Source organism: Chryseobacterium sp. FR054 (assembly GCF_056844565.1).
The window spans coordinates 1,203,520-1,220,082 of sequence record NZ_JBXDSA010000001.1; the positions used below are offsets into that span (position 1 = coordinate 1,203,520).

General features: G+C 43.1%; 12 protein-coding genes. 1 reads left to right on the top strand and 11 read right to left on the bottom strand.

Going from position 1 to position 16,563, the window contains the following annotated elements; translation table 11 throughout:
- Positions 1-192: 192 nt before the first annotated feature.
- The 3 genes from AC106S_RS05525 to AC106S_RS05535 all read right to left on the bottom strand — a co-directional run bounded on the left by AC106S_RS05525 (position 193) and on the right by AC106S_RS05535 (position 3,753).
- A complete protein-coding gene (locus AC106S_RS05525; RefSeq protein WP_482438084.1) occupies positions 193-1,320 on the bottom strand; it encodes a 1-acyl-sn-glycerol-3-phosphate acyltransferase in 1,128 nt (375 codons plus the stop codon).
- 135 nt (positions 1,321-1,455) lie between these two features.
- Entirely contained in the window at positions 1,456-2,793 is a 1,338-nt protein-coding gene (locus AC106S_RS05530; protein WP_482438085.1) for a restriction endonuclease FokI C-terminal domain-containing protein, read from the bottom strand.
- Between the two features lie 459 nt (positions 2,794-3,252).
- Positions 3,253-3,753 (bottom strand): hypothetical protein, encoded by a 501-nt coding sequence (locus AC106S_RS05535; protein ID WP_482438086.1) that lies wholly within the window; start codon positions 3,751-3,753, stop codon positions 3,253-3,255.
- 298 nt (positions 3,754-4,051) lie between these two features.
- On the opposite strand from AC106S_RS05535, the gene AC106S_RS05540 reads away from it, so the two are divergent.
- Positions 4,052-4,462, top strand: coding sequence for a helix-turn-helix domain-containing protein (locus tag AC106S_RS05540; RefSeq protein ID WP_482438087.1), 411 nt, complete (start codon positions 4,052-4,054; stop codon positions 4,460-4,462).
- A gap of 250 nt (positions 4,463-4,712) precedes the next feature.
- Here AC106S_RS05540 and AC106S_RS05545 read toward each other — a convergent pair whose 3' ends face one another.
- The 8 genes from AC106S_RS05545 to AC106S_RS05580 all read right to left on the bottom strand — a co-directional run bounded on the left by AC106S_RS05545 (position 4,713) and on the right by AC106S_RS05580 (position 16,545).
- Complete coding sequence (locus AC106S_RS05545; RefSeq protein ID WP_482438419.1) at positions 4,713-5,672, bottom strand: Fic family protein; 960 nt, start codon at positions 5,670-5,672, stop codon at positions 4,713-4,715.
- Between the two features lie 72 nt (positions 5,673-5,744).
- Positions 5,745-6,098 (bottom strand): hypothetical protein, encoded by a 354-nt coding sequence (locus AC106S_RS05550; protein ID WP_482438088.1) that lies wholly within the window; start codon positions 6,096-6,098, stop codon positions 5,745-5,747.
- A 194-nt stretch (positions 6,099-6,292) separates the two neighbouring features.
- Positions 6,293-7,546, bottom strand: a complete 1,254-nt coding sequence (locus AC106S_RS05555) for a condensation domain-containing protein (RefSeq protein WP_482438089.1) — start codon at positions 7,544-7,546, stop codon at positions 6,293-6,295.
- Positions 7,546-8,814 carry a condensation domain-containing protein gene (locus AC106S_RS05560; protein WP_482438090.1) on the bottom strand — a complete coding sequence of 423 codons (1,269 nt, stop codon included), beginning with the start codon at positions 8,812-8,814 and terminating at the stop codon, positions 7,546-7,548. Before AC106S_RS05560 ends, AC106S_RS05555 begins: the two co-directional genes overlap by 1 nt.
- A gap of 4 nt (positions 8,815-8,818) precedes the next feature.
- Positions 8,819-11,215, bottom strand: coding sequence for a glycosyltransferase (locus AC106S_RS05565; RefSeq protein WP_482438091.1), 2,397 nt, complete (start codon positions 11,213-11,215; stop codon positions 8,819-8,821).
- Positions 11,208-12,002, bottom strand: a complete 795-nt coding sequence (locus AC106S_RS05570; RefSeq protein WP_482438092.1) for an alpha/beta fold hydrolase — start codon at positions 12,000-12,002, stop codon at positions 11,208-11,210. Before AC106S_RS05570 ends, AC106S_RS05565 begins: the two co-directional genes overlap by 8 nt.
- A complete protein-coding gene (locus AC106S_RS05575; RefSeq protein WP_482438093.1) occupies positions 11,993-12,292 on the bottom strand; it encodes an acyl carrier protein in 300 nt (99 codons plus the stop codon). The genes AC106S_RS05570 and AC106S_RS05575 overlap by 10 nt, the downstream gene beginning before the upstream one ends.
- The gene (locus AC106S_RS05580) at positions 12,280-16,545 is read right to left on the bottom strand and encodes a beta-ketoacyl synthase N-terminal-like domain-containing protein (protein ID WP_482438094.1); all 4,266 of its coding nucleotides are present in this window, start codon (positions 16,543-16,545) and stop codon (positions 12,280-12,282) included. Before AC106S_RS05580 ends, AC106S_RS05575 begins: the two co-directional genes overlap by 13 nt.
- Positions 16,546-16,563: the final 18 nt, after the last annotated feature.

Genomic DNA, 16,563 nt, shown 5'->3' on the forward strand with positions numbered 1-16,563 from the left:
CGCAGATTCAGCTGATTGAGCAGATCTTTTATCTGATAAAACCGTAGATTCTTAAAAGCTTAAGTGAACTTCTGTGTGCAAAACTTCTAAACTAAAAAAATAACTTAAGTGTTCATTTTTATTCGTGCATACGTGGCAGATATATGGGGTTATTTTTACCAGAAAATCACAAAAACCAGCAAAACAGAATTACTACTGAAGTTTCGTTTTATTGATCAGCGGGTTGGCATACATCGCCAGGAAATATTCTTTTGAAAGAGGATCAGACGGGTCGATGCGCATTTCCAGCCTGCGGGCAAACAGCTGTTTTTCCTGTTCCGTGTATTGTGAAGCATAGGTATCCGTGTTCCGGAGCAGGTCGTAGGCGATAAATTTAGTCGGCCAAAGTTTATAATTACGGATAATGGAATCGTCTATTACCTGGGCAACGGCCTGAAGCTGTTTATTTTTATTCTCAATCTCTGCCGCAATTTCATCCAGTTCCGTATCCAGAACATCACCCGCATGAAGGTGTATCCTTTTTTTCTGCCCCAGAATTCCGCTCAGCATGGTAGTGAAATCTTCATTTTTACCTTTGATATATTCCTCTTCCCTGTGTTGGGCCAGTAACTGGGGCATTTTCAGGGAATCCGTAGGATCATATTCATAGGAAATAGAGATGGGAACGATCTTCAGGGTTTTAAAGTACTCCATCAGCGGCTGATCTCCTGCGGCCATGGCCAGCATTTTCAAAACGCCCTGCTGTGTAGCATCATTGCCGTCTTTGGTACGGCCTTCACGCTGGGCGATCCAGACCGAATGTTTCTGTACATGTAAAAGCTGCTCAATATATTCCGACATGGTTTGGGAGCTTTTCAGCTGCTCACGGAGCGAAAGCCCACGCTGCACCAGAAAGTTACGGTTCAGCTTGGCCAGGACATTCAGAAATTTCCTGCGGACTAGGTTATCCCCAATAGCAGAGGCCGTCATAATATGGCTGCTTTCCAGCAAAGCGAGATTAAGCAGTGAAGTATCCAGCACAATATCCCGGTGGTTGGAAATGAAAAGGTAAGGCGTATTTTTATCCAAATGGTCGAAGCCTGAAGTCGTTAATCCGTCAGAGCTTTTTGCCAGGATCTGGCGAACGGTATGGGCAATGAAATGGATCTGAAAATCACTTGTGGAATGTACCTCCTTCAGCTGCTCCAGCCACACCTCTTCTTCCCTGTCGGGGAAAGTAAAGTTCATCAGTGCCTTCATCATAGGATCCCGGGCTATTCCGGCCAATGCTCCATTCACTTCCTGATCATCAAAAAACCGGATTTCATCAAACTTCGACATGCAATTATTTAAGATTAAAAACTTTTTTGCAAAAGAACGAAAATTTATCTGGGATGAGGTTATAAAGGATGTTAAAGTATTATGAATGGCGTAGGAGTTGGGAGAAGCAACTGTTTTTTAAAAACGCCTTATATATCAAACATCATCAAGTTTACCAATAATATCTTTGGCCTCAATCGGGTTTCCTAAACTGATCAGAGTTTCAATAATGGAAGAAGTTGAAATTCTATTTTTTGTTTTATATGCCAGCAAATATAATAAAGCTTCTGAAGTCAGTAATATAAATCTTCTAATATCTGTATTCCAGGTAATTTCATTAATAAAGCTATCAAAGTTCGATTTAAATGAATTACTGACAATAATAAACCCGAATTTCTTATACCTTTCTTTTTGCAGATTAGGGATAATTTTGGTAATATATTCTTTAATCGCCCTGTCATCAAGACCTAGTGCATAGCCGTTTGAGTATGCTTTTGCGTCTATTAAAAATGCTGTATCATCGTCACTGTGCTTAATGATTGCATCTGGATTTCGGCCCGATCCCTGGCCTAAGATTTCCACTTCAAAATCCAGCTGTTTAAATATCTCGCTCACTAACTTTTCATAGGCACTCCCCTTTGAAGAAGAAGATTTTTCCGGATCACTGCCTAATTCAATAAGTTTAGCAACTTTTGGAATTAAATAATCTGTCAATTCAAAAGATGTACTCACTGTAATTGTTTTTTCTTCTTCTGTTTCCAGAGTTTCTGTGGCTGTCTTTTCTATTTTTACAGAAGATTGCTTATTAGGATTTCCTTTAAAGTTCCAAAAGGCATGTTCGGCAGACCAGTTGTTGATTGCTTTTCCCGAATAAGAGGTTAAAAGCTTTTTTATTTCTTCATTTAATGAATAGAAATATTTATAAGCTTCAACCTGGCTTTCTGTCTCATTCCAAAGTTCAAGTTCTCTGTAAGAATTAATTAATGATGTATATAAAATAGGCCATTTCTGATAATCCTGAATTTGCCAGAAATAAGATAAAAAATAAGATACTGAGCCTGGATTAGGTGCCCTTCTTTTATCTTTTGCTTTTGAATAAATGTTCTGACTGTATTTTTCCAGAGTAGTAATTTTAGAAAATCCATCTTCTAAATTTTCCGGCTCTGAAATAGTCAACCGGATCAGATCGGTTAATTCCTTGATGTTGGATTCACTGTTTTTCACCAATTGATTAAAAAACATCTGACCTTTTGTAGCCGTAAATCCCCAGAGGTTATTTCTCTTGTTAAAGCTATCTACATTCGTTTTAAATTCATAAATGTTAATCTTATCAGACTGAAAGTCATCTATAAATTTCTTAAGCTGAATGATTGCAGTTAACCTTTCCTCATCAATATTGGGAAGCTCATTTCCTTTAGTATCAAGTACTTTTTGATTAGCAACATAGTTATCCCAGATTTTTTGAATAGACTGTGTTTTTTGTTTTGAAATCATGGCTATTAAGGTTTATATCTTCCCATTCATCAATAAAGATTATTTTTTTAATGAAGAGATTATATTTGTATATCTATTTTTTTGTTTTCCGATAGCAATGATAATAAAAATCTTTCAGTAAATGCTATGAGGAAGGCAGAATTTCATTAAACCCGCCACCCAAAAAGCCACAGCTCCTTCCAAAGGGTCACCGGGTATTCTGTAAAGTCTCCGAAGGGCCTTCCGAAAGACATACAGCCCCTTGAGTAAGGGAAGATACCCCCTTAGGTAAGGGGGTAAAACCGGTTGCAAAACGGGCTCCGGGGATTTACGAACCGGCTCCGGACCGTTATATAAGAGCCTGTTGTCCCTTATATTGGTCCCTGAAGGGGGTTATGAAGCGGGTACAGTCCCTATATCCATAAAAAAAGTACGTTTTCACGTACTCTTTAACTTAATTCCGTCCCTTAGCAGTTTCTTTTATTGATTCTCATCAGAGACCGGAGGTGGCGGAATTGGCCGGGAAACCTGGGAAGTTATAAAGAACTGCTTCATATCTTCATAAATCACATTGGTACCCGGTACATTTTCTTCGGAAAGAAATCTCAGGTTCCTGTAGAAGCTGATCGCATTGTGGTAATTGTCATGATCCAGAAGCACTTTGGTGTCAGACAGCTGTTCGGTAAGTGAATCCAGTCTCTGAAGCCGCTGTTCGAGCAGCTCCCTGGCCGTATAATCCCGGTCGAATTCTGCCTTATCCAGAAATCCGGGAATATACTGCGGGTACTGCTCCATATAGCTTTTGACTTTGTTTACAAAAAGTTTATTCTGCTCCGCTATTCTTCCGTACTGCTGCCGCTGGTCCGGGGTAAGATTGATGGTTTTTCCGGCAAGTACAGTCTGTATGCTCTGTATTGCATTGTCTAAGGTCTCCAGCTCACTGTTTGAGAAGCTCAGACTGATTAAATTATCAAGTGCCATATTATAATGTTTTTTGGTGTTATGGTTTTCAAATATAGCAAGTGTAATCATAAATAAATCAACATATAGTGAATTTTTAAACCATCATTCATCAGATTATAAAAACACAATAAAATGATTAATATTTTCAGAATATACAATGTAAAAAATACATTATATTGAATTAAATAACGAAAAACAAAAACAAGCCCTGTTTCAGGCACAGGCGTGAAGAATAAAGATTATAATTACGCCCTTCCGCCAAGCTGTTTTTATAAATATTTTTTTATATTTAACTCCTTAATAAATGTTGACTATCATGGAACATAAAATACATCAGGGCCGCAATGTAAAACGATTCAGGGAAATGCTGGGCATCAAGCAGGAAGCACTGGCTCTTGACCTCGGGGACGACTGGAACCAGAAGAAAGTTTCCCTGCTGGAACAGAAAGAAATTATTGAAGAACCTTTACTGAAAAGAATTTCTGAAGTATTGAAAATCCCGGTGGAAGCGTTTCAGAATTTTGATGAGGAGCAGGCGGTGAATATTATTTCTAATACGTTTTCTGATTTCAAAGATGGAGCTTCAGCAATAAATGTTCATCCTATTTTTAATCCGGTAGAAGCTATTCTAAAGATGCATAACGAAAAGATGGAACTTTATGAAAGGATGCTGAAGGAGAAGGATGAGATGATGGGGAGGCTGGAGAAGTTGATTGAGAAGGGATAACTTAACATATATAAAAAGGTTCAGCATCTGCTGAACCTTTTTATATATGTTATTTGAATAATTTCTTACTTCCATCTTTTAAAAGATTGGGAAGAGTTTATTTTACAATCTAATTATTAGTTTTCAAGGTTTTTTCAAAATCATCACAAATTTGAGGTAAAATATCTTTTGTCTCTCTTTCTATGTTTTATTTTATTATCAATATTTAAAAATTTAGAGTATTTATTAAGTACCTAACTCATGTCCTTCATCATTTTTTAAACCAATATTCTGTCAGTCTCTGTTCTCCGGATTTTAATAAAACACCCTGTTCAACAGCCCATTTCAGGTCTCTACTTGCTGTAGGGGCAGAAATACTCCTGAAATTTTGCATATAGTCTTTCCTGCTGAACTTATTTTGTTTTACTTTCTCTTTAAATAAGAAAATTCTGTCTTCTGTATACAATGTTTTATTTTGAGATTGAAGAAGTTCTTGTAGAGATTCGAGAATAATACCGAGCATAAATTCCAGAAAAGGGGTAGAGTTTCCTTTTTTATCACATTCTGATAAGGTATGATAATATTCAGTCTGTTTTTGCTTAATGAGAGCTTCTATGGGCAGATATTCAAATACAGCATATTGCTGCATCAGAATTAAGGTCTGCCACAGCCTGCCCATTCTTCCATTACCGTCTGTAAAAGGGTGTATAAATTCAAACTCATAGTGGAAGACACAGCTTTTAATTAAAATCAGGTCTTTGTCTTTTTTCAGATAAGCAAAGAGATCTTTCATCAATCCTTTTACCATTGCGCCTCCCGGTGCTATATGTTCTACTTTTGAGCCTTTAATGATTCCCATATTAGTGGTTCTTAACTTACCGGGATGGTCAACCAGTCCTTTCATCAGAATGGAATGGGCTTTTTCCAGGTCTTTTAAGTGATAAGGGTTCAGCTGATTGATTTCTTCATATACCTGTATCGCATTCTGAACTTCAAGAATATCTTTTTGGGGAGCAATAACTCTTTTATTTTCCAGTAAAGCGGTTATCTGCTCTTCAGTAATTGTATTTCCTTCAATTTCCAGGGAAGACTGAATGGTTTTGATCCTGTTATTTTTCCTTAATTCAGTTACAGGCTTATACAGATGTGAAGCATTGATTTCTCCTATTTTTTCAGAAATAGAAGCCACTAAAAATAAAATGGTATCTGTAATAGTATAAGGAGGTTTCATGTCTTTGATAGTATCATATGATATTATCAAAGATAGAGATTTTTATTAAAAAAAAGGATTTATTAAAATAAACTATGTATTTAAGTCAACCGCTACAGTCTGCGTTCCTTTACACATCCACCTCCTCAACCTCCACACCGGCAAATACACAAACACCACAGACAACACACCCGCCAATACACCCACCACCACAGCCATCGTCGCACCATCCAGCTTATAATCCTTCGACAGATTCAACTGTCCCAGAAATAGCAGGGACAGCACCAGTAAGCCGGAAACCAGGCCGTGTACAATGCTCAGTCTGGTCATTAACTTTTTAATATTCAGCTGTTCATCTATGGTAAATTCTATGGCATCCTGGCTGGCGGCATCGGTGACTCTTTTGATGATGTCGATGGTGAGGACTACCGGAAGAAAAATGGCCATAGGCAGGGTAAGGCGGGCCAGGTTCTGTTCTCCGGCGAAGAAATGGGTGTAGCCTAATTCTTTGAAGCTGGCGTAAGCGATGATGAAATTAAAAAATACGTTGGGAAGGACATAATAAATCGTGCGCTTTAATAAAAAGCGTTTGAGGGTGGTTCTCTTGAGTTTTTTGGGTTGTGGAGGTTTTATTTTCAGTTTCATACGGGCTGGGTCAGGAATTCAAGGGCTTTGTCTTTAATTGCTGTGGCTTCTGCTTTGGGAAGGAAATCTTCATGGGAAATGAACATAAAATCCATCTGCCGGTTGAAGGTTGTGGTTACCAGCGTTGTTGCATTCAGCCACGGGAAGGCTACCGTAGGACTGAAGATCGTTTCCACTTTAAAATGGCTGTAATCAGCCGGAATATTGAGCTTTCCCATATTGGATAAAGTAACGTCATGTCCTCCCCTTCCCGATTTCAGCAGACTGATCATGCGTTCCACGATCGGGTGCATCTGTTCACCCATCCAGAGCAGTTCGCGGGCCTGCATCTTTTCCATTTTCAGGGCCAGTTCTTTTTTGATCTGCCTGGCATTGTGCAGCACATCCCGGCTTCCTTTCCTGATGGAGAGTTCAACAGTCGGTGCAAACGCAAATACATGATCCTGCTTAATTTCCGGAATAAAATGGCGCACATCCACAGGGCTGATTACTTTTCCTTTGGCCTTAGTTCCCTGCTTCTCCCGAAAAGCCTGCATAAAGGAAGCACACAGAAGAGCATGCACGGAAATCCCCTGGGATTTACAGGTTTCCGTGATCTGTGAAGTGCTTTCCGTATCCATCTTCCAGTGAATGACATAATTTTTACCGAGATTTCTCATTTTACTTTTCCGTTGCATCAGGAAAAACAGTTTGGCCATCATCAGGTACAATCTTGCGTTCCGTTTCTTCTTTTTCAGATCAAAATCCGGGGGTAGGAAATCATCTGCCGAACTGAAAACCTCATAAGGCTGCAGTTCAGAAGAAGGATCATCCAGCAACCCGAGAAGCTCCCGCATCAGCGTGACCAGAGATCCCCCGTCGCAGATGCAGTGAGGCATTACCCAGAGAATTTCGGAAACACTTCCCCCTTTCACCCAGACCAGTTGGGCCAATGGCTTTTTCCCGTCTTCAAACAGGCGGAACCATTCTTTTTCAGATTCCTTCATCCAGTCGGTATCCGTACGTCTTTCAACAATACGGAGAGGAATCGGTCCCATTTCTTTTTCTTCTGTGTAAACGGGATACTCTTCAGCTGTATGATCGATCCGCATCCTCAGCAGGGGATGCTTCTGCTGGATTTTTGCCAGGGCAGCTGTAAAATTAGCTTCCGGAACGCTGCCGTTAATTCTGGCTGTAAATATACAGTTGACCGGTGTTTCAGGATCTACATACATGATCCGTTCCACCATCATGAGTCTTCTTTTCATCATTATACTGCGGTATATTGCATTTCTTTTTTAATGGTCTGAACCACCTCATCACGGATGGCTAGTGCCTCAATGTAAGGCAGGTATCCTTCGCTTCCCACAAAAGAAAAATCCATTTCCCCGCGGAAGGTGGAGACCACCATAGTAGTTGTATTTCCCAAAGGGCCGATAACTGAAGGACTGAAGACCGTCTCCAGGGTAAATGCTTTATATTCATGCGGAATCTGAATCCGTCCCAGATTGGAAAACATACAGTCGTTGGACGATTTACCGTTTTTCAGGAGTTTGGTGAAGTTCTTCAGCGCATCATGCCCGGACTCCATAACCATCATCGTCATGTAAGGATTCAGTTTGGACGTTTTAAGCTCCACCGCCTTCTGCATCACAGGCAGATTTTCGGAAAAGCTCAGTTTTTCATTCGCGGAAACCACAATCATCAGCCCGAACGCAAAAATATGATCGCTTTTGACCTGCGGGGCAAACCTCCGGATATCCACCGGGCAGGAAACCTTATTGAAAGCAGCCGTTCCTTTTACCTTCTTAAAAGCCTGAAGAATAGCCGCACTTAAAAAAGTATTCACCGTAACATTCACGGATTTACAGTAGTCCATAAACTCCCTGCTTTCCGCCGGACTCAACTTCCAGTGGATCAGGTAATCACTCTTCCGTTCAACCGCTTTTTTACTGACAGGAATACATTTGATAGCCGTAGCCGCCAGTCTTCCGATCAGTTTAGCCTTAAACCGCTGTTTACGGTTCGCCAGGATAGAAGCAGGGACCACATCCCCGATTCCCATGACCGGGCTTTCGGTTCCGATGTCTGCGGAAGGATCATCCAGCACTTTCAGGAACTCATACAGGAACGTCATGGCAGAACCGCCATCACATAAACAGTGATGAAATGCAAACAGCATATCGGAAACCTCCTCCCCTTTGATCCACACAAAACGGATCAGGGGAAGCTTTTCATAATGAAACAGAGTCTGCCATTCCTTTCTGGATTCCTCCTGCCACTGGTTATCACCCTGACGTATAAGAATCCTGACTGGAATAGAAACGGGATTTTCCGGAACATCAAACCAGGGCACATTTTTTTCATCATGGCTGATCTGTGCCCTGAGCCACGGATGTTTCTCCTGAATACGTGCTAATGCCCGCCGGATCTCTTTTAACGTAAAGGTTCCCTTCAGCCTGAAAGGGATCACCGCATTAAAAGGTTCCGTCCCGTCGCCCAGCAGCATGCGTTCACCAAATAACAGTCTTCTTTTCATAGGCTTATGCTAATACCGGTTGTTCCTGTTGTACAAAATGCTCCAGAAGTTCTACCGCTTTATCATTACCTCCGGCCATAAGGAAGGTACGCTGAACTTCCTGAGCCGCCGTCCTGTATTCCGGATTTTCCAGCAGTTCAAAAACAGTTTCGCGAAGGGCATCTGCACGCAACCTTTTATAGCGGATACTTTTTCCGCAACCTGCCTGCTCAATTAATTTCGCGATATGGAAATGATCGTATGCAATTGGCGTGATCAGCATTGGCAAGCCGTTACGGAAGGTGTCGTTTACAGTATTGAAACCACCGTGGCAGATCACCATATCCATATGAGCCATCACGGCCGACTGCGGCACAAAGCTGCTCACGATGAAATTATCCGGCCATTCTTCAAAGATCTCCGGCGGAGTGGCCGCCACAACAGTTACCGGCTGATTGGCAAATGCAGCAATGATCTTTTCAAAAAAGGCTTTACGGATGTCTACCAGCAGTGTCCCGAGAGATACAAATATTTTAGGGGTTGTGGAGGCATTCAGCTTTTCCCAGTCGAAAGGAACATCGTTCGGCCGTCCTTTTACCGGGCCTACAAATTTCATGTGAGGGGGAACGGTTTCAAAACCGGCAAAAGCCTGTGAGGTAAATACCATATTCAGCTTATGGGAATGGATGTAAATACCCTCCTCATGGATTCCGACTTCTTTCTGAAGGTCTTTGATGAGGTTCTGCTGCCATTCCCAGATTTTCGGGGCATTTTTCTCGGTATCTCCCATGACATCAGGCGGAACAGGTGTTGTTGTTACACAGGGAATATTGTTTTTATGAGCGAAAAGGGCTCCTCCGAAACTGATACAGTCGTTCACGATCACATCAGGCATCCAGCTTTCCGTTAACCGGGTAAGTCCCGGCATCATCATTTTGGCGAACGGAATGTAGGTTTCTTCCAGGGCCAGCTTCATCACTTCAGGGCCGGAGCACGAAGGTCCGTCATCCTGTCTTTTTAAAATACGCTGAAGCTCTTCCTGATACGGGATAAGTTCCTTTTCAGGATAGAAATAAGAACCACCTTCCGGAATATGTTTGCTGTCTAATGGGGTAATCCCGAACCATTTTACTTCATGGCCGCGCGCGATCAGACTGGCTCCCACGCTTAAAGTAGGGCTGATATGTCCGAAAAACGGCGGTACCACAAATAAAAACTTAGACGGTTTTGCAGGTCCGGAAACAGAAGCCAGTGTTTTTTCAAGCAGGCTGGCAGCTGTAACTGTTCCTCCCGCATCTATAAAGGATTGACGAACCGTCCGGGCAGCCTCACGGTAAGCCGGATTATTTAAGATCTGATGAACCGCATCCCTTAGATGACCGGCTTTAAACCTGTTAAAATTAAGACGTTCACCCGCGTTTGTGCGCACTACCCTTCCGGCAACGTGCGACTGGTCGTAAGCAATAGGAATCACCACAAGAGGTAAGCCGTTCGACAGGGTTTCCGAAACGGTATTGTGCCCTCCGTGGCAGACTACACCATCCAGATGCGGAAGCAGATCAAGCTGGGGAACCTGCTGGTACACCATAAAGTTATCCGGCCACTGTTCGAAAAGCTGCGGATCTGAAACCACGACAACCGTTAAATCTTCTTCTTTAAAAGCATCAACTACCTTTTGGAAAAATGCTTTTTTATGATCGTGATCGAAGGTGGTGCCGATGCTCACCAGGATCTTTTTATTGGTTTTATTTTTAAATTTATCCCAGTTGAATTCACATGAGATCCGACGTTCCGTAAGAACGGGACCTGTAAACTGATAATGGGAAGGCAGTTCCATTTCACCGAAAAAGTGGCTGGACGTCAGCACCAGGGTCAGCAGGTCGGAAGTGGCCAGTGACCTGTTCTCCGTGATGCCTAATTCCTTCTGAAGTTCGAGGATTTTGTTCACTTCCCACTCGTGTACTTTAGGGAGTTCATCCATAATTTTAATGGCTGCCGGAGCGGTAACGGAGGTCGTATAAGGAAGTCCCAGTATTTTCGCGGCAATAGCGGCTGCAAATAACTGATGGTCGCCGATCACCATATCAGGCTGATATTCCTTCAATAATGCGACAATTCCGTTATAGGAATGCCTGTTTAGCGGAATAAGGACATCTTCGTAAAGAAACTTCACACTGTCTATTCCGTACACTACTTTTTTTGAAATAATATCAAGATATTTTTCGCTTTCTCTTTTTTCTTCATCGGTCTGATCATACTGGATGAGCAGCAGTTCTCCTCCTTCGGGAAGTCTGGTATTTAAATTTTTATCAAGACTGATCCAGGCAACGTGGTGTCCTCTTTTCAGCAATTCGGAACCGATGCTTAAAGTGGGATTGACATGGCCTGTCAACGGTGGAACAACAAATACAAATTTAGCCATGATTCTGTGTTAATGCGTTAGATAATGATTGAGATAAAAAATGAACAATAGTTTCCGCGATCAGCACAGGTTCCTGAATCGGAATGTTGTGATCGCCGGGGATAAGCTCAAGTCCGGAATGAGGGATCTGAGATTTCAGCCATTCTCCGGTTGTCCGGCAGTTGGAGTGCGCTCCATAAAGCAGTAATGTGGGAACATCCAGTCCGGAAAGAGGGACTTCACTGAGGAAATTCTTCTCTTTTACCATATCGGCTTTAATGCTTGTCTCTCCAAACAGGAACTCATACATCCTGTGGTTTTTCTCCATCTGCCTTTTGCCCATCTGCACTTTCGTGGTATCCGTAAAATTGGCCACATAATGTTCCAGAAACTCCCTGCTGTACTCATCGATGATGTTTCTTGCTTTTTCGTCCTGCGGATCCGGAGCTTCCATTACCACCAGGCGGCTGATACGTTCCGGGGCTTTCAATGCTGTTTTCAGGGCAATAAGTCCACCGAAGCTGTATCCCGCAAGGTATACTTTCCGAAGTTCCAGATGATCCGTCAGGGCGAGCAGATCGGAAGACATATTTTCCAGATCATAACCGTCCGGAAAACGTTCGCTCATCCCGTGGCTTTTCAGGTCGTACATCACCACATGAAAGTGTTTTGCCAGAACCGGGGCAATATTAAAATAGTAAATGGACAGGTTGCTGAACATCCCGTGGATGAGCACCACCGTCTGTTCAGCCCCTTTATTGAGTTCCTGAATATGAACTTTCCTATTGTTTACACTGATTACTGGCATTCGTAAATATAATTGATGATCATACTCAGGTCCAGATTGATCAGTTCGTCAAGATCCATGGAAGACAGCCATCCGGTAAAATCGATCTGATCCCCGAAATGGGCTTTGATTTTTTCGGAGAAAGACACGATCTCGATACTGTCCATTTCCAGGTCTTTGGTGAATGAACTTTCCGGAGTGATGTCCATTTCTTCTACAAATTCTTCGCCTATCACTTCAGTAATAAAACCTTTTAAAAGTGTAAAAAGTTCTTCATGGTTCATTTTTAATGTTGCGTTTACAGTGTCCATCCGATAATATAATTTTTATGTTTAATAGTTTTGATTTCAATATTGTTGATCCACAGGTGACCGTCTTTTATTCTTTCGACTTCAAAGGCTTTGGGATTGCCTTTCAGCCCGGTTCCCAGGAACTTTCCGCAGGCTTCTTTGGCTACCCAGAACCGGGTGGTCCATTCCGCCTGGTCCCTGTCTTTTAATAAGATTAATTCCTGGTCCGTAAATACCAGGTCATAAAATCCTGAACTGCGTTCTTCCATGAGCTCCATATCGATTCCTACGGATTGGCCATATCTCGCGATTCCCACGGCTTCTTTGCCTTTGTGAGCCAGTGAAATATGAATATCCTCTGTAAAATCGCTGATGAGGTAAGGTTTCCCCGCTTCATCGGAACGGATCTCAAAAGTGATCGGGAAACAGGCATGATTTTTTTCCCGGCGGAGAAGGTTTCTGACAGCATCTTTCACTGCTACACGGCTTACCATCCAGTTTTTCTTTTTGTTGGGTAACAGCTGCCGGTGATGCTGCTTTTCTGTCTGATTGAAATATCTTTTCAGGATAAAATCCCATGAAGCGACTCTGGTATAGGCCTGGTGGAAGAAGAATACGTCCGGAGCAATCTCCTCAGAAAGCCTGTTATGCAAAGGTGACATGGAGACGTTCCATAAAGCGGCATCAATTTCCAGTCTTCTGTTCTGCCAGCCGGTGATGGCACACCAAACTTTTCCGTCTCTTTTCAGGATGATATCCGCAATGGCAAATTCATCGTTAAGCTCAGTCAGCATACAGGTACATTCAAAAATACCTTCCTGGTCGTGCATATCACCGAAGAATTCAATATCCCTGATCTTTACCGGGAAGGCGATGCGGTCTTTCACCAGGGTAAGCTGCAGCCAAAGCCCGAATAACTGTCCGGCATTGTCCAGCAGAGAACCTTTTCCTCCGTTCCCTTTGATCTTTCCGATAATTCCTTTGTCTCCAACAGCTGAAACTTCTGTAATTCCCTGGTATTTTTCTCCATGGAACATGTGCATGTCATAGATTTCCTCAGGCGTTCTTTCAATGGGTAAAAGATCGCCGATGGAAAGGTTAAAGGCCGGAACAGAAACCTGAGCAGATTTTAAGATCACTTCCGCATTGGCAAAATTCTCAATATCCAGACAGGCATGATTTTCACTACGCCATTGTCCTTTCACGGTTTTCTCAAAAGGCTCTGCCACATTCATCCATTGGAATACACTTACGTTTATGATTTTATGAACCTGTGTTCCCGGGATTTCTGCTTCCGCGATTTCTGCCAGCAGTTCAAAGATCATGGTCATCGGGATTACGGGTTCCATATCGGCTACATAAGCCCATCCTTTTGGCTGTCTCAACAAGCTGTGATCGATCAGGTAAGGATGACTTTCCAGCGTTACGTACAGATCTTTTGAGAAGGTTGTACTTTTCGGTGCTTGTGGAGCGGGTTGATGTACTACGGGAGGAGCCTGAGCAGGACGTGGAATCGTAATCTCCGGACGGTTTTGGAATAAAGTCAAGACTTCTTCCTGCATCCTGATCATATCGGCAACATTGTCCTGGAATGCCTGTACCAGCGGATGACCACTTCCGGCAGTCATGGCTGAAGCTGAGGCAGTATATTGTTTTGGTGTTTCAAAGGCTTGAGCTAAGGCTTTTACTTCCTGGAAGTTTCGGATAATAGGTGAGCCTAATTCCAATTTAATGCTTTTTCCGGAGGATTTTTTTGAATGCTGCTGAACTTCTAAAAAGTCAAGAGCAATTGTTTTTCCTTCTACAAACAACGAAGCCACAACACGCTGTAACTGCGCCAATGCAGAACGGGTAGGAACGCTGGAGGCAATCGTACTGAATGCTTTTCCTTTCAGTGTATCATCAATAAACCCGATCAGTCCTCCGGTTCCTACCTGAATGAAAACTCTTGCGCCTTCTTCATATAATTTATCCGTCAGTTCACGGAAACGGACCGGTTCAACCAGATGCTCGGCACTCAGTTTTCTGATCGCAGCCTGATCTGCCGGATAGGGTTCCAATGTGGTTGCCGACCATAACGGGATCTTTGTTTTCTGGAACTGTGCTTTTTCCATTCCTGCTAAAATCACATCCAGTTTATCAGCGATAAAAGGTGAATGAAATCCGGACTGGAACGGCAGTACCTGATGAAAGATCTGTTTTGATTTTAACAGAGGAACCAGTTCATCCAGCGCGGCATTACTTCCGCAGAGAATCACCTGATTAGGGCAGTTATCGTTAGAAATATACAGGTCTGAAATTTCTGAAATAAAAGGCTGTACAACATCAATTCCCGCTCCGATGGCTATGAATCTGGAATCTTTTAATTCAAAAGTTTCCGGATTCAGTACATCGATCAGGGCTTTTACGGAATTGGCTTCTGCCAGTTCGGAGGAATATCCTGCCAGCCATTCTCCCAGGCTGTGTCCTGCATTCATATCCGGGATAATCCCCAGTTTTTTCAGTGAGTTGTCCAGGATACTGCAGCTGTTGAAAATATTTAAGGCATCCGTTAAAAGGCCTTCACCTTCAGTTTCTATGGGAGCTGTCAGCCCGAAATATCTGCCGGCACTTTCCACTTCACCTTTTGCCAGACCGTCTAAGCCGGGGAACACAAAGGCTACTTTCCCGCCCTCCTTTAACAGTGGCGCGGAAGTGTACCAGATATCCTGTTTATTTCTCCAGATCAGGTTTTTGGCAACAATTTTAATGGCTTTTTCTATTCTTGCAGGAGTCGGATCGAATATCGCTACTCTGAAGTCTCCTTCTCCTAGTGTAGTGTCGTTATTCTGCAACGCGGAAAGCAGTTCTTCATGCGTAGGTCTTGCCAATAGTAACACTTTGTCTTTTTTCGGCATATCATAGCCTTCAAGAACAACGTGTGCATTGATTCCTCCAAATCCGAAAGCGTTCACTGCCGCTACTTTTGGAAGTCCTGTTTCTGACCATATTTTCGGTTCCTGTACAGGCTCGAAACGGGTCTGCTGCATATCCGCAACCGGGTTTTCGCAGTACAATGTCGGCGGTAAAGTGTCATGATGCAGGGCTAGGCAGGTTTTGATCAGTCCGGCAATTCCAGCGGCAGGCATCGCGTGTCCGATATTGGACTTTACAGATCCTATTCCGGCTGCCTGTACAGGTTCCTGTTTTCCAAAAAACTGCGCCAAAGTCTGAAGTTCCGTTTTGTCTCCAAGCGGAGTTCCGGTACCGTGGGCTTCAAGGTAACCTATCTTATTTTTATCCAGACCGGCATTGATCCAGGCCTGTTCCAAAGCTTTCAGCTGGCCTTTGACGGACGGACTCATTACACTGGTTCCGTTTCCGTCACTGCTCACGCCTACTCCTTTGATGACGGCATAGATCTTATCCTGATCACGGACTGCATCTTCCAGTCTTTTTAAAACCACAAAACCGCAGCCCTCTCCTATCAGTAAGCCATCCGCATCAGTACTGAACGGCTTGATCTTTTCCTGGCGGGACATTGCTCCAAGCTGGGCAAAAATGCTCCAGAAAGCGGCATTCTGTCCTGTATGCACTCCTCCGGCGATCATCATATCGGAACGCCCTCTCTGAAGTTCCTGCACAGCGTGATCTACTGCGATCAAAGCACTGGCACAGGCGGCATCTACGGTAAAGGCCACTCCTCCCAGATCAAAACGGTTGGCCACCAATGATGCGACGAGATTGGGAATCAGTCCCATAGCCGTATCGGCGGCAAAACGTCCTTTCTTTTCCTGAAAAGCGTGCTTTACTTTTTCAATATCTTCTGAAGAAACCTGGGGCAGCAATTCCTTCAGCAATGACGAAATCTGTTCTCCGGTTCTTACAATTTCAATGGCACGGGTAGCTCCCGGTCCGGTATAGTTTCCTTTTCCGATGATAATTCCGGTTTTTTCAAGGGAAGTATTCTTTTGGAATACTCCGGCATCCTCCAAAGCTTTCTGAACCAAATCAAGGGTGAGTAAATGATCGGGTTCCGTTCCTTCCACAGCCAGGGGTAAAATCCCGAATGCGGCAGGATCAAATTCATAATCGGGAATAAATCCGCCCCGTTTGCAATAGAAACGGTCAACGGGATTAGCGGCATCACTAAAGTGTACCGGATCTATCCTGTCAGCCGGAGCCGACTGGGTAGAATCTACTTTACTGACAATATTCTGCCAGAAAGTACGGGCATCCTGCGCCCCGGGAAAGACGCAGGACAATCCAATTACAGCAACATCTGTTTTTTTCATGCTCAGTTTATACAGAGG